This is a genomic window from Bartonella sp. TS25HLJMH, assembly GCF_042193505.1.
Lineage (GTDB): Bacteria > Pseudomonadota > Alphaproteobacteria > Rhizobiales > Rhizobiaceae > Bartonella > Bartonella grahamii.
Map to the genome: position 1 here is coordinate 1 of NZ_JBHILV010000009.1, position 14413 is coordinate 14413.

General features: G+C 36.7%; 15 protein-coding genes. 2 read left to right on the forward strand and 13 right to left on the reverse strand.

The window, feature by feature from the left end; all coding sequences use genetic code 11:
- Positions 1-232: 232 nt before the first annotated feature.
- The 12 genes from ACFINF_RS05470 to ACFINF_RS05525 form a co-directional block, all read right to left on the reverse strand.
- Entirely contained in the window at positions 233-991 is a 759-nt protein-coding gene (locus ACFINF_RS05470) for a type IV secretion system protein (RefSeq protein ID WP_375620001.1), read from the reverse strand.
- Positions 988-3459 carry a VirB4 family type IV secretion/conjugal transfer ATPase gene (locus ACFINF_RS05475; RefSeq protein WP_375620002.1) on the reverse strand — a complete coding sequence of 824 codons (2472 nt, stop codon included), beginning with the start codon at positions 3457-3459 and terminating at the stop codon, positions 988-990. The genes ACFINF_RS05470 and ACFINF_RS05475 overlap by 4 nt, the downstream gene beginning before the upstream one ends.
- Before the next feature lie 2 nt (positions 3460-3461).
- On the reverse strand, positions 3462-3770 hold the full coding sequence (locus tag ACFINF_RS05480; RefSeq protein WP_005774947.1) for a type IV secretion system protein VirB3: 309 nt from the start codon (positions 3768-3770) through the stop codon (positions 3462-3464).
- A 12-nt stretch (positions 3771-3782) separates the two neighbouring features.
- Positions 3783-4094, reverse strand: coding sequence for a conjugal transfer protein (locus ACFINF_RS05485; RefSeq protein WP_375620003.1), 312 nt, complete (start codon positions 4092-4094; stop codon positions 3783-3785).
- A 120-nt stretch (positions 4095-4214) separates the two neighbouring features.
- The gene (gene trwL / locus ACFINF_RS05490) at positions 4215-4535 is read right to left on the reverse strand and encodes a VirB2 family type IV secretion system major pilin TrwL (RefSeq protein ID WP_375620004.1); all 321 of its coding nucleotides are present in this window, start codon (positions 4533-4535) and stop codon (positions 4215-4217) included.
- 34 nt (positions 4536-4569) lie between these two features.
- A complete protein-coding gene (trwL, locus tag ACFINF_RS05495; RefSeq protein ID WP_375620005.1) occupies positions 4570-4881 on the reverse strand; it encodes a VirB2 family type IV secretion system major pilin TrwL in 312 nt (103 codons plus the stop codon).
- A gap of 130 nt (positions 4882-5011) precedes the next feature.
- Entirely contained in the window at positions 5012-5326 is a 315-nt protein-coding gene (gene trwL, locus ACFINF_RS05500; protein ID WP_375620006.1) for a VirB2 family type IV secretion system major pilin TrwL, read from the reverse strand.
- 113 nt (positions 5327-5439) lie between these two features.
- Entirely contained in the window at positions 5440-5760 is a 321-nt protein-coding gene (gene trwL / locus ACFINF_RS05505) for a VirB2 family type IV secretion system major pilin TrwL (protein ID WP_375620007.1), read from the reverse strand.
- 113 nt (positions 5761-5873) lie between these two features.
- Complete coding sequence (trwL, locus tag ACFINF_RS05510; RefSeq protein WP_375620008.1) at positions 5874-6197, reverse strand: VirB2 family type IV secretion system major pilin TrwL; 324 nt, start codon at positions 6195-6197, stop codon at positions 5874-5876.
- Positions 6160-6459 (reverse strand): KorA family transcriptional regulator, encoded by a 300-nt coding sequence (gene korA / locus ACFINF_RS05515; protein ID WP_015857010.1) that lies wholly within the window; start codon positions 6457-6459, stop codon positions 6160-6162. Before korA ends, trwL (ACFINF_RS05510) begins: the two co-directional genes overlap by 38 nt.
- A gap of 124 nt (positions 6460-6583) precedes the next feature.
- On the reverse strand, positions 6584-7207 hold the full coding sequence (locus ACFINF_RS05520; protein WP_375620009.1) for a TrwN protein: 624 nt from the start codon (positions 7205-7207) through the stop codon (positions 6584-6586).
- Positions 7207-7821 carry a hypothetical protein gene (locus tag ACFINF_RS05525; RefSeq protein WP_375620010.1) on the reverse strand — a complete coding sequence of 205 codons (615 nt, stop codon included), beginning with the start codon at positions 7819-7821 and terminating at the stop codon, positions 7207-7209. Before ACFINF_RS05525 ends, ACFINF_RS05520 begins: the two co-directional genes overlap by 1 nt.
- Positions 7822-7949: 128 nt before the next feature.
- Between ACFINF_RS05525 and ACFINF_RS05530 the strand changes: the two genes are divergently transcribed.
- Positions 7950-8237 carry an H-NS family nucleoid-associated regulatory protein gene (locus tag ACFINF_RS05530; protein WP_015857007.1) on the forward strand — a complete coding sequence of 96 codons (288 nt, stop codon included), beginning with the start codon at positions 7950-7952 and terminating at the stop codon, positions 8235-8237.
- 1547 nt (positions 8238-9784) lie between these two features.
- Here the strand turns inward: ACFINF_RS05530 and ACFINF_RS05535 are convergent.
- Positions 9785-11062 (reverse strand): ubiquinone biosynthesis hydroxylase, encoded by a 1278-nt coding sequence (locus ACFINF_RS05535; protein ID WP_375620011.1) that lies wholly within the window; start codon positions 11060-11062, stop codon positions 9785-9787.
- Between the two features lie 731 nt (positions 11063-11793).
- On the opposite strand from ACFINF_RS05535, the gene ACFINF_RS05540 reads away from it, so the two are divergent.
- Entirely contained in the window at positions 11794-14235 is a 2442-nt protein-coding gene (locus tag ACFINF_RS05540) for a DNA translocase FtsK 4TM domain-containing protein (protein ID WP_375620012.1), read from the forward strand.
- The last annotated feature ends 178 nt before the right edge of the window (positions 14236-14413 follow it).

The window sequence follows — 14413 nt, forward strand, 5'->3', positions numbered from 1 at the left end:
GATCAATTTTATCGAAAAGTTGCGTGAACACTGTAAAGTCCATGGAATTCCTCTTTAACGAAGTTTCAACTTTTTATATGATTTTTAAGCATTTTTCGTTGAGTTTTTTAGGATAGAATTAAATTTCGTAGATCTTTTCAGTCTATGAGAGAGAACTGAATATTATGCACTAACCTTTGCTTTTTACGAGCATACAGGAAAAATAATATACGAAATATTGTTATAAAAAGCCTTATCTAATAAATCTTATGGTAGGCATTTTCGTGTTTTTACTATTCAAAATTTTTATGTTATGTTTATCCTTCTGCTGTCTGATAAGTGTATATTCAGCATTGCGTAAATGTGTGACCATTTGTAGTTTTGCTGTTTCATTTTGTAGCATAGCGAGCATTCCAATTATATGTGCTTGTAACTCAGCAATACTTTTTAGATCTTTTGTTGTCTTGATTTCGTTTAATAGTTCTTCAATTTGCTGAAAACGATTGTCTGCTTCTTCAAAAGTCTTTAGACTTACGGCTTTATCAGTGATGGCTGCATATTGGCTACGCTTGTTGATAAAATTGCTAGATTCATGGACAGAGACAGGAATTTCTTCTTCTTTTAAAATATTTTCAAGTGATGTAGCTAGAGCAGAAGATTTATTTCTATTGTAGAGCGTCTCCGGATTTTTGAGAAAAAAACTGCTGTGATCTGTTTGTGCATTTTTAAGTTTTTTAGTGTCGAACTTTTGGTTTCCCGTTATAGACTCGTGTATCTTTTTTACTTCCTCAAGTTGTTTTTTTAGTGTTTCGATAAGTGGGTCAGGTGGCGCTTCCTTTTGTTGTGGAGGTTTTTTAGGCGTTGCTTTACGTGACTTTCCAAAAAAATTGGGCAATGTCGTTGGAACGGATGATGACAAATCCGCCGCTCCAGCGCCAAAAACCCAGGCCATTGCTGGGTTTGAAATCACTAAAGTTATTACAACTACTATTGGAATGACCTTTTTTTTCATGTTTCCCTCCTGTCATTTTTTGCGTGCTGTAAGAAAATTGGTAACCATATTGCCGGATCATCACCAACTTCCGCGATAATGCTTTCGGCTAATTCTGCGTTATCAGGTGTACCTGATAACACCAAGAGCTCGTCACTAAAGTCGTGTTCGATGGTTTTTCCACCGCTTGTCAGATGGAATTTACCAAGATTCAGTTCTGCAAGCGCAGATTGATCACCTTGCTTAATGAGGAATTGGCGACTAAACTCACCAAGTCCTTTAACGAGTTCAAATTCGGTATCTGTTAGTTTAAAACCTTTTGTATAATCTTCATAGTTTGCTTTGGGATTGGCTAGAAAAATGTAAGTCGCACATTGTTGAATGAGTGTTTTGGCAATATTACTTTCCAAGGCATCGCTAGGCTCTTGTGTTGCGTAAACAAAAATACCATTTTGTTTACGGATAGTCTTTTGCTTATTTTTCGCCAAATCTTCAAAGTACGGATCTTGTAAAGGCTTCCAAAACTCATCAAAGATATACATAAATCGCTGTCCGCTAATCATGCCCTCTGTGCGGTAAAGCAAATACATCATCACTGGGGTGCGAGTTTCAAAATTATCTAAAAATTCCGTGATATCAAAGCCGTAAATTTGATGTGTTGAGAGATCAAGAGCATCATGAGGATTATCAAATAACCATCCATAATCACCACCTTCACACCATTTTAGTAAGCGAGCATGAACGGATGGGTGAGCATTATAATCACTTAAACGTGGATTTGGTAAAAATTGTACCAGAAAGGACAAACGACGGAGTGATTGGTCAATGTTACTGCTCATAACAGACATAACCGCTTTGTTAATTTCCTCCTCGTCGTGATGCGTGACCTCACCACCAGCTTCTGCCAATTTTTTAACAAATTGCTTCAGAAAAATCAGATTTTCTTGTGTGGGTGGGAGTTGGAACGGATTGAAACCACTTTTCCTGCCTGGCTTGAATGTTAAATATTTTCCACCCATCGCTCGAATGGCAATTTCCATACCGCGATCTTTATCAAAAACAACAGTTGTCGGCTTAAATTTTTGTGCTTGTGCTACCAAAAAGCCGAGTAACACGGTTTTACCGGAACCAGATTGTCCGATAAGTGCGGTATTACCGAGCAAACGTTTATCTGTTGAGTCCTCTTCAAGTTTGGAGGCATGAAAGTTGAAATAAAGCGGTGTTTTACTGGTTGTTTTAAGAATTGTAACGGCTGGACCCCATGGGTTACCAGTGGGTTTTCCTGACATAAAATTATGAAAAGATGAAAATGATAAAAAGTTCAATGATGTAATCGGAGCAGGACGCGGTCTCCATTTCCAATTGCCAGGAAGTTGTGCCCAATAGCCAGCCTCTATTGCTAAGTCTACAGGTTTGGGGAGTAGCGCAGCGTCTAGTAATGCTGCACTCGCTTTAGCCATATGGTCGCGAACTTGTTGAATTGTATCACCATAGATCGTCAATGTGCAGTGATGTTCTCCCATGACAAAATGCCCACTGATAAGCTGGTTTAGTGCTTCGTCAATTTGTTCAATTTGGCTCGTTGCCACATCTCGTGCATCAATAAGGTTACGCTGATGCCGTTGTAAATAGTCTTTAGCAGCATGTCGGGAGAGCACCGAAAAGCTCTGCGTCAATACGAACTCGAAGTCACTTTCCAACAAAACATTTAATTGTCCTGGTTTGGTTGTTGCATCATATTCTTTAATTTCCAGCATTCCAAATCGACGCATTCCACTGGTTGTTCGCAGTTCACCAAGAGCGCCCCATTTTGAGAAAAAAGGTCGATTGACAGACATATAGTCAGCAAAACGGTCATGGCAAATTGGCATAGGGCGATATTCACCATTGACAAGCATTCCAAGGAACTCAAGTGCAGAAGAATAAGCATGCCCATTTTTTTCATAAGCACCAAGAAGTTCTGCACCGTAACGGTTTAAAGATTGGCCTAAAGTACGATTGATGTCATTGAGTTCTTTGATACATGAGTCTTGTCGCATCTTTTTTTGATCAAGCGTTTCACGTTCATGTTTAGAAAAGAACGACATAATTTTATCCGCTATCGGTTGAAAAATGACAGTCAGATATAAATCATTGACCATCAAATTATAACCAGTAAAGCTTTGCCGATATTTTTCATCAAGTTGATAGCAAAACATTTGATCAAATGTTGAATCAGGATATTCATAAACACGGCGGCGCACAATATGCGTCCAAAATGATAAATTGGCTGATGCAAGACCCCGTAGAGTATTGTTAAGCTCTTTTATCCATTGAAAAATATCTTCTTCTGAAGCGCTTTGATGCGAACGCCCGTCAATTTTCCAAATTGACAAATATTCCGCATTTTTAGTAGAAATAATCGTATCTGTAATATGATGTGAATAAGGCAGAAACAGGCTTACAGGTGTCTCTGATGCAAGGCGTTTGCTACTTTCAACAGCTGTCATGTTTATCTCCTTTTACTATAATCAGAGGGACTATAACTTGATGCGCCCCAAAAACCTTTGTTGCGATTGCGAAATTTAGTATCGATCCATAACCACCAGATACGAAACGCCTTATCATCGTTTTTAGTAATTTGCACCATAATGAACCATAATGGAGGTGCTATAATCCACAAAAAGATACTTACTGTCATAGCAATAACAGCGACTCCCATAAGCATAACGATAAATGGCATCATGGGGACACCCCATATAGTTGGAACACGCGTCGCTCCTTTGAATAGGGGGAATTCTTTTTGTTCTTGTGACTTCATGGAGTGCTCTTGTCAGTGGAGGTGAAATAATATGTGGCTAATATAAAAGGCTGCACCAGCAATAATGACGCTGAAGGCCCATCGTATAAATGTAGCTCTTGCGATGATGCGAAATATATAAATAAGCAAAAGAAATAAAAGAATAACGATGGCGACGATAGGAATAAGTATACTTAATCCATATTGCATCCCTATGAAAACATCTAAACTTTTCGTTTCCGTTTGAGCATATGCAGATTGAGTTATTAATAACATAACTGAAGTGATAACAATAGCACTAATCTTATTACATATTTTTACTCGAAGTGTGTTTAATTGCTTCATATCCTTTATCCCCTTTTAATTAAATTTGCTATAAATAATATTCCTTTTTTCAGTATGGCTACATTATTACTGGTATACAGCTACTATTCATTTTATTATTAACTTTATTTATTGTTAACTTTACACTGTTTTAAACAACATTGTAACAAGTTGGGTTGAAGAACCTGCGATGACAACACCGATTGCCCACCGTACAAACGTATCCTTTCCGATGTAACGTCCTGCATAACCAATTGCTAAGCACAAAAGTATAACAGCAGCAGCAACAGGAATAATATGAGTAGTAAGATCTGTTTGTAGAGCTGTTAAAGCTTTGTTGGCTTGACCCAAAACTTGTGCTTGGGAATGTACAGGATGAGTTATAAAAAATGTTGTTATAGCTGCAGCAATTGTTATGATTCTGTTGTTATTTTGTGATTTTAAATTATTTAATTTTCTCATTTTTGTTAACCAATAATTACATTTAAATTTATTATTACTTAGTAAATAACATTCCAACAAGTTCAGTTGCTGAACCTGCAATGACAACACCAATTGCCCAGCGTACAAACGTATCCTTTCCGATGTAGCGCCCTGCATAACCAATTGCTAAGCACAAAAGTATCACGGCAGCAGCAATAGGGATAAGCAGCTTTAAGTCTGTTTGGAGCGCTTTTAAAGCTGTGTCCGCATTTGTTAATGTTGCCTGAGCATACACAGAATTGCTCATAAAAAATGTTGTTATAGCTGCAGCAATTGTTATGATTCTGTTGTTATTTTGTGATTTTAAATTATTTAATTTTCTCATTTTTTATTCTTTCATGAAGCATTTATGAATGCTGTGTGTTGTTATTTTATATTAAATGCTACTATCACCAGTGTATCTACAATAGATAAATAAAACCTATTTTGTTAAAATTACACTTACATATAATTCATTATGGTTTAAATAGCATTGAGACAAGTTCAGCTGCTGAACCAGCGATAACAACACCGATACCCCACCGTACAAATGTGTCTTTTCCAATGTAGCGTCCTGCATAACCAATTGCTAAGCACAAGAGGATAACGGCAGCAGCAACAGGGATAATACTGTCAATAAGATCTTTTTTCAGAGCATCTAAGGCTGTCTTTGCCTTGTTCAAAACTTGCGCTTGAGCACATATGGGATGTGCCATAAAAGATACGGTTAAAGCTGCAGAAAATGCAATAATTCGATTATTTTTTGATTTCGATTCACTTAATTGTTTCATTTTCTATTCTCGTAAGAGTTTTATCGTTATTTTCAACATCATTGAGATTATTACTAATTTATCTAAAATTAATAAGTAAAATCTGTTTTGGTAAAATTATACTTACATATAATTTATGGAGCTGTTCCAAACAACATTGTAACAAGTTCAGCTGCTGAACCAGCGATGACAACACCGATTGCCCAGCGTACAAACGTATCCTTTCCGATGTAACGTCCTGCATAACCAATTGCTAAGCACAAGAGGATAACGGCAGCAGCAACAGGGATAATACTGTCAATAAGATCTTTTTTCAGAGCATCTAAGGCTGTCTTTGCCTTGTTCAAAACTTGCGCTTGAGCACATATGGGATGTGCCATAAAAGATACGGTTAAAGCTGCAGAAAATGCAATAATTCGATTATTTTTTGATTTCGATTCACTTAATTGTTTCATTTTCTATTCTCGTAAGAGTTTTATCGTTATTTTCAACATCATTGAGATTATTACTAATTTATCTAAAATTAATAAGTAAAATCTGTTTTGGTAAAATTATACTTACATATAATTTATGGAGCTGTTCCAAATAGCATTTTGACAAGTTCAGCTGCTGAACCTGCGATGACAACACCGATTGCCCAGCGTACAAACGTATCCTTTCCGATGTAGCGTCCCGCATAACCAATTGCTAAGCACAAGAGGATAACGGCAGCAGCAACAGGGATAATGTGTCCAATAAGATCTGTTTTCAGAGCGTCTAGAGCTGTCTTTGCCTTGCCCAAAACTTGCGCCTGAGCACATATGGGATGTGCAGTAAAAAACACAGTTAAAGCTGCTGAAAATGCAGCAATTTTATTACGAGCTGTTGTGTGAAGAATATTTAATTGTTTCATGTTCTTTATCCTGATTAAGATTAAAACTCCCACAAATGACCCCTCGTTCATGAAGAAACTTAAAGAGATATTTTGGATCAGCCCAAGTTCTTAGTTTTCCTCTTTGTGTAAGTAACGTATATTTATTTGGCTTTCCGGTGATTGGATCATCGGAAATAAACGTAAAATACCATTCTCTTTCTGAAAGCATCACGACTGTAATCTCACGTGCTGCTTTTTGACTAAATGCTATATCAACACTGTTTTGTTCTATCATTTTCATTATCTTTGCCCTCAATTAGAAGAGATTTTGTCCAATCTTACTAATTAGAGCTTTAACATTTTCTTATCTACCTTTCATTATAATATCCTATCAAAATTCTAGGGTTTCGTGAAAATATCAGTTGTCACTCTAGTGATCCTCTCGATGAAGAAGAATCTTCAGTTGAAAAAGCATCGCTGGTGCCACTTTCTTTATGTGTAAAGGCATCTTCCTCTCCTTTTGAAGAGAGAGGAAGAGAATCTACGTTAGTTGTCTGTTTTGGTTCTTCTTTTTTAAGCTTTACAGGCTTCTGCAAGTCTTCATTCCCTCGTACAGCAGCTTTTACTCCAATATATGAAGTAACTTTCTGCATAGAGGTGTGGTTTGAGTTTTCTGTGCTGTAAAAATTTAGCACAGACTGGAAAGTCGCTTTTTCAAAGATGCACTTTGATGTTGTTTGTTCATAGCAGTAAGTTAAAGTGCTTTGTACAGTTGTAATATTTCTGTAAAAATCAAATGCATCAAAAAGAGAAAACAATTTCACATTTCCAACATCAATTTGCCCTAAAATTATGTTAAAATTATGTTCACTTTGTTCAGCTGTTGCGATTGTTTCCTTAAGCTGAGATGATTGATAGAAGAAGTTATCTTTACCATGTGTCGTATAGACATTGTCACGCGCTTCTTGTTCGGCGATAACTGAAAATGTTATGGGAGGCGTATTGGATATGTATGCAGCAGCAAAAAATGTGAAATCTGGAACAATCATTAGCAATACACCTTATTATTAAGAATTTTATTAATACAAATGCTAATTCTTTGTGGTGCTTTTTCTCGTTGTTTTTTGATTTTATAAATTTGCAGAATGAGATTATTTAGCTTAGAATATTCCTTGTGATTATTGTTTTGTTCTCTTCTAAGAAGATTTCTAATATAGGCGAATATCCAACCAACAAGATGAAAGTGCGGAATAAAATAGAGCACATTACGCCAATCAATATTATTGGAATCACGAAAAAAGGCGCTGCTTTTAAAAAATAATAATCTTCGATACTGTATTGAAGCTGCTTGTTTTATATAATTCTCTAGTTGCAAAAATCTTTTCAAAAAAAATTTATACGAAGTAAAAAGCCGTTGTGTATGAGGGGAGGTTTTATTGTCATAATGAACTACACTATCATTATACAGAGAGGGCTTGTTCTTTGTTGCGTATTGCCATAACTTATAGAGTGACGATTTATATTTACTTTTGACTACTGATTCATGAGAGTCAGAGAGGTGTAATGGTGTTTGAGCACTGCATTTAGTAGTTCCAGCGATTGAACTGAAAAAAGATGCAGTGGTGGTAATTGATATACCAATAAACAGTTCTTTGTGGTCCAAAGCACATCTCCGTCAAAGTGATATATGTATCGTAATTTTAATTTCGATAATAAATAGACAGAAATTGTCTATAATTGTGTTTAAAATATGGCAAGAAAAAATTCTTTTTTGCAAGGGGAGTAATTAAGGTGAATGATCTCAAAAATATGAATTTTGATGAACTACAAGAGATGCGTACACAAATCGATGTGGAATTAAAAAAACGGCAAGCAAAGGAAAAGCAAAATGCACGACGAAAAATTCTTGAAATTGCTAATGCCCATGGAATTGATATCGCTGATCTTGTAAGCAAAGAGCGCCATTATAGAAATCCCAATAACCAATGGGAATTATGGAATGGGCGTGGACGTAGACCTAAGTGGATTAAAGAGTGGTTGGAGAATGGGTATACACTTGATGAACTTGAAGTAACATAACACGTGTGCGATATTTACAAGATAAGGGAATACCAAGGAATGTAAATGCAAGAAGTATGCTCTTTTGGGTAATTTGATTGTATAAACATACTGAACGAATATGTTAAGGTATTGAGTGATCAAATAAAATGATAGGGGGCATGAACAAATGTATTTAAATGAAAAGGGTTTTGTTGTTATAATCTGGTAAGCATCATGATGATGCCAGATTAAAATATTGCAATTGCTTTTGGCATTTGAGAGAGGGGGATATTTTACTTCTTTTTATAGTTTTATTGACTCTATTTATAAAAATGGTCGAAATGAGAATAATTTATTACATAGGGATTTTCACTCAATATGTAAAATGATAATTTTATCAATTAATATGTTAGTAAATTAGCATACTTATATTTTTGAAATATTGTTCTGTAGAACAAGCCTGATGTTGTAGATTTTGTTTGCTCTTTTTTCTGTAAGATTATATGTGAGGCATTTACTTTATTTATTATTCATTTTGTTGAGATGAGTGAGTGTGTGGGAAATGAAAAATTTCTATGGCTGTTATGGGGTTTATAGAATTTATGACATATTTCTGAGCATTTGTGATTAAAATTCATTTATGAGCATTTATGAATAATGAATAAAGAGCATATTTGAAAATAAAAGGATTGAGTCATTTCTATTGCGGTTTATCTTCTTTTATGGTGTAAAATAGGGGGGTGATATGCAAGTTTACAATTGTGTGTAATGGTATAGAGTGCGGAACATTTTGTTATATATTAGAATATTTTTTCTAAAATCGTGTGGTATTCCACAATAAGTTAAAGGGTTTGTCTGAGAAGCAGAATACCCCAAACGGAATACAGTTGTGTTACCAATTTACGCGCTTTTTTTAAAAGAAAAATTTTTCAATGCAACGAAGCTTATTTTATGGTGCTTTTCGTGAATAGTATAACGTGAAAGTCCCTATGATTACATAAAATCCATTTTTGTACGCCAGCATTTTTATTTCAATAAAAAATATAAGTCGGCGCCATTATACACTTTACTCGCCTCCAATGTTACTAAAACCTAGTACTTGAGAGGGTGAGGTTTTTTATTGCTTTGTTTAAGTGTTTTTATTTATACGACACTCCCGCTTGTGATGTGCAAGTGAATGATTTTGATTGCTTCAACATGAGAGAGATTTGAAATAAGGGTATTTTATGATCGTTAGATTTCTCACTCAATATGAGAACAATGAATTTATTATTATAAATAAAATGTTGTGTGCTAAAAAAGTCTTGTTTATTTCGTTATGCCGTAAAATGGCTTCTTTTAAGGTGTGGTGATATAAGGCAACCTCTTTGAGACATTAAATGTTTTTTTTAGTGCGTGGTGAATATTCTTAGAATGTATCTCGCTTGTCGAGTCTTATGTTAAGTGAAATATGGGAGGAGGAAGTCAAGAGAAAATTACTCGACAGGAATCTGGTTTGTAAACAGATTAGATGAGATAGGAATTTTTTGTTCTTTGAAGGAGGGAGGCAAAGGTTGTAAAAAAAGTGAAATAGGATGAGTTTTTGCTTAAAGTGGGAAGCCGTGTAGAAGACGTGGGGCATTTGGAGTGAGACCGGCAGCTTCTTGAATAAAGTATTTTTTTATTTTTGGCGCTTGATTAACGATTCCAAGGCCGGTATCGCGGAGCATTCGTAAAAGAAGGCTATCATTAGAAAAGAGTTTATTAAGCCAATCATTGCTTAAAGCCATACGGACAACTTCAAAACGTCTCCAGCTTTGATAGCGCTCTAAAGCAGTGAGGGAGCCAATGTCAAGACCTAGTCGTGCTGTTTCAATAATTACTTCAGCGAGGGCAGCGCTATCGCGTAATCCTAAATTGAGTCCTTGTCCTGCAATGGGGTGGATGGTATGGGCGGCGTCGCCAACGAGAGCAAAACGTGGCTTAACGCATTGACGTGTTAAAGAAAGACTCAAAGGAAAAGCTTGACGTTCGCCATTCCAAGAGAGTTTGCCTAATCGATGGCCAATGCGTCTTTCGAGTTCTGTTTCAAAAATAAGGGTATTAGCTTTGAGATAATATTGCGCAGTTTTATGATCTTCATTCCACACAATGGCGGATCGGTTGCCTTTGAGAGGGAGAAGAGCAAAAGGACCGGCAGGTAAAAAATGTTGAATTGCTTGACCATTATGGGGTTTTTCATGTTCAACTGTGCAGATGATTGCTGTTTGTTTATAGGGATGAGAGAAGTTTTTAAGACCTGCTTTTTGGCGTAATTTCGAATGGGCTCCGTCGGCTGCAATAAGCAATTTTGTTTGCCAAACCTCTTCATTATTTAAAGTGATGGTTTTATGTTGGTCTTCTTGATGAAAATCAATGACACGCGTGTTTGAAAGAACAGGAATATTGAGATCTTTGACACGCTTTTTTAAAGTGTTTATGAGTTCTCTATGCTCTATCATAGCAGCAAAGGGCTCACCAGGGTTAATGTCGCCTTCAAAGGTTAAAAGAGTGGGTTTGACAGGGTCACTTGTGCTTGTATCTGTTATGATCATTGAATGAATGGGTTGCGCATAGGATTTTATAGGTTCCCAACATTGTAATTGTTTTAACATACGAATAGAAGCAGCAGTAAGGGCAATGGTTCGTATGTTAGAAGCAGGAGTATCTCCTTGTGAAGCAGCATCAACGATTTTTATTTTCAGATTAGGGGCTGTTTGCTTGAGTGCTATCGCTAAGGTTAAACCGACAGCCGCCCCCCCTGCAATGAGAAGATCACATTGTTTAGTTTTATGAGATTTAATTTTTTTATTGGGTTTTACGTCTTTATTGCGATTAGAACACACAATACTTCTTCCATTGTTTACAGTTTGCTTTCTTTTAAAAAGAATATCTTTTTAAATTGCCTAAAATATCTTAACGTTTACTTTTCTCTCTGCTTTACAAAAACGAGGTTTCTTTTTGGCGCCAATCTGATGACAGATTGATTTTTCATAGTTCTTTTGCTTCATCATTTATGTGATTCATTTTACAGATTTATTGGATAAGCTTTTTTGAATGTCCTCTTCAATTCTTTTTACACTTGGTTGATAAAAAAGAAAACTAAAAATAAACAAAGATGATCGTATATTTTTTAAGTTGTATGAATTACTTTAGTATGTTTGCACTGAAGGGGAATATTTAGTTAGTATGATAGATAAAAAATTGTGTTCATTCGTGATAGTTAAAACAGTATTCATATTTTGCTGTTATCATGATGTGGCGTAAAAAACATCATCTGTTTAGGAAGGCGCCTATAGGACCCATGTAAAACTTTACACATGAGGTGTTTTTTGGTTGATCGTGTGATAAATATTCTGGGAGAGCTTTTTGTGCGCCTTATGAAGGATTGTCTCTTAGGGTGGTGATATATGAGTGATATGAAGTGGTTAGAAGGTAGAACGCGCTAGATAAGACGTCGGATTGTTTACAGGCTATTTGTTTACAGATCGGCACAGAGTTTAAGCTTCATCCGTTTTTAAGAGAGAGGGAGTTATAACTCTTTAAAATATGAAAGTTTTGTATTTGGAATTGATAGATGCACCGAAGTTCTTCTCCTTATGATTCATTAGAAGTGCGAAATTCTCAAGGTTCGCGTCTTATTGAGATGTTTTTACGTCAGATAGGGGTATTTATTGGGCTTGGGCTTTTGGGCTTTATTATTTTTTGTGTGTTTGCTTTGGCGACGTGGAATGTTGAGGATCCATCTTTAACCCATGCAAGTACAAATGAGGTTACAAACCTTATGGGGTGGATGGGGGCAATTTTTTCAGATTTTATTATGCAGTTTTTTGGCTTGGCAAGTCTTGCTGTTTTGTTGCCGCCATTATTTTGGTCTTTTCTCTTGTTGGCGCAAAAGAATATCTACAATTTGACTTTGCGCTTTTTTTTATGGGTGCTATCAACGATTTGTTTTTTAATTGCTTTTGCTCTTATGTCACCTGTTGCTTCTTTTACTTATTGGCCATTGCCAATGGGATTGGGAGGGGTTGTAGGAGATAAAGCTTTAAGTGTTGCTTCTTCAGTCTTTCCTCTTTTTCTTTCTCCTCTTTACACGGTGTTTTTCAGTGTTGTTTTTATTCTTTTAGGTTTTTTCACTGCTGCTTTTGCTGGCAATGTGATATGGCGGCGTCGAACAAAGAAAAGAAAAGAAAAAAGCACTCCAAAAGATGCAATCGTTAATCCAGTCTTTGAATTGGAAGAAGATACGGAATATGCCGCCGAGGATGATCGTGAAAATCATGGTTTTTTTGCGACAACTTTTGGCGCCCTTTTACATCTTTTTTATTTTTTACAAGCGCGTTTCTTTCGTTTGTTCTGTTTTAAAAGGCGTTTTCAGAGTAAGGGGCAAGGAAAGCCATTTGATCGGATTGAGCCAACTTTTTTGGGTGAAAAAGTAAAGTGTGAGGAAAATCAAAATAAAGCCTATGTTTCTCCTGTAAAAAATCGAAAGTCTTTAACAGCTTCTTCAAATGGTGGTTTTGTTCTTCCTCTTGTAGACTATCTTTCGGTTCCACCACTATCTGTTAGGGATGCAAAACTTTCTCCTGCTGTTTTAAGAGCAAATTCTCAGGAACTTGAAGGGGTTTTGTTAGATTTTGGAGTTAAGGGGCAAATTATTGATGTTTGTCCTGGACCGGTGGTAACTTTGTATGAATTTGAACCGGCTGCTGGCATTAAGTCTTCCCGTATCATTGGTTTGGCAGATGATATTGCACGCTCAATGCGTGCGATTTCGGCGCGTGTTGCGGTTGTTCCAGGGCGTAATGTGATTGGAATAGAATTGCCCAATGCAAAGCGTGAGATGGTTTATTTACGAGAAATGTTGCAGGCGCAGGAATTTATTGAAAGCAAAGCAAAATTAGGGCTTGCTTTGGGTAAGACAATCGGGGGGGAAGCTGTTATTGCAGATTTAGCAAAAATGCCCCATCTTTTGGTTGCTGGTACAACAGGATCGGGAAAGTCTGTTGCTATCAATACAATGATTTTATCATTGCTTTATCGGATGACACCTGAACAATGTCGTCTCATTATGGTGGACCCGAAAATGCTTGAGCTTTCGGTTTATGATGGTATTCCCCATTTATTAACGCCCGTGGTGACAGATCCTAAAAAAGCCGTGACTGCTTTAAAGTGGGCTGTTCGTGAAATGGAAGAGCGCTATAGTAAAATGTCAAAACTGGGCGTTCGTAATATTGATGGGTTTAATGCACGTCTCAAGGAGTCAGAAAGTCAAGGAGAGACAATGGTGCGTACAATTCAAGTGGGCTTTGATCATGAAACTGGTGAGCCTCTTTATGAAACGGAAACACTTGATTTTAGTCCTATGCCCTATATTGTTGTTATTATTGATGAGATGGCTGATTTGATGATGGTTGCTGGTAAAGACATTGAAGGAGCGGTTCAACGCTTGGCACAAATGGCGCGTGCTGCCGGTATCCATGTAATTATGGCAACCCAGCGTCCTTCCGTCGATGTTATTACTGGGACGATCAAAGCCAATTTTCCTACACGTATTTCTTTTTCTGTAAGTTCAAAAATCGATAGCCGAACAATTTTGGGCGAACAGGGGGCTGAGCAATTATTGGGACAAGGGGATATGCTCTTTATGATGGGAGGAGGACGTGTTCGACGTGTGCATGGTCCTTTTGTTGCGGATGATGAAGTGGAGCAAGTTGTTGCGCATCTCAAAGCGCAAGCACGACCTGATTATTTGGAAACAATTACGCAAGAAGTTGAAGAGGATGGTGCTGGTGTTTCTTTGGCTTCTCCTTCAGAAGATGATCCCTATAGTCAAGCTGTTGCTATTGTGCTTCGTGATCGTAAGGCTTCGACTTCTTATATTCAACGCCGTTTAGGCATTGGTTATAACCGTGCTGCGACATTGATTGAGAGGATGGAAGAAGAAGGTATCATTAGTCCAGCAAATCACGCAGGGAAACGAGAAATTTTAGTGCCTGCCGAAGAAGAACGCTTTTGAAAAATCTTTATAGTTGTTTTTTATAATATCTTATAAAACAATTGTTTATCCCACTATATCGTAGAAAGTCTGCATTTTTATACACCAGCTCTCGATTTGCGATAGCTCTTTGGCATTTGGGATTCTTTATAAGGGAATCCTTTATCTTATATAACTTTTATCCACACACCAACCTTGC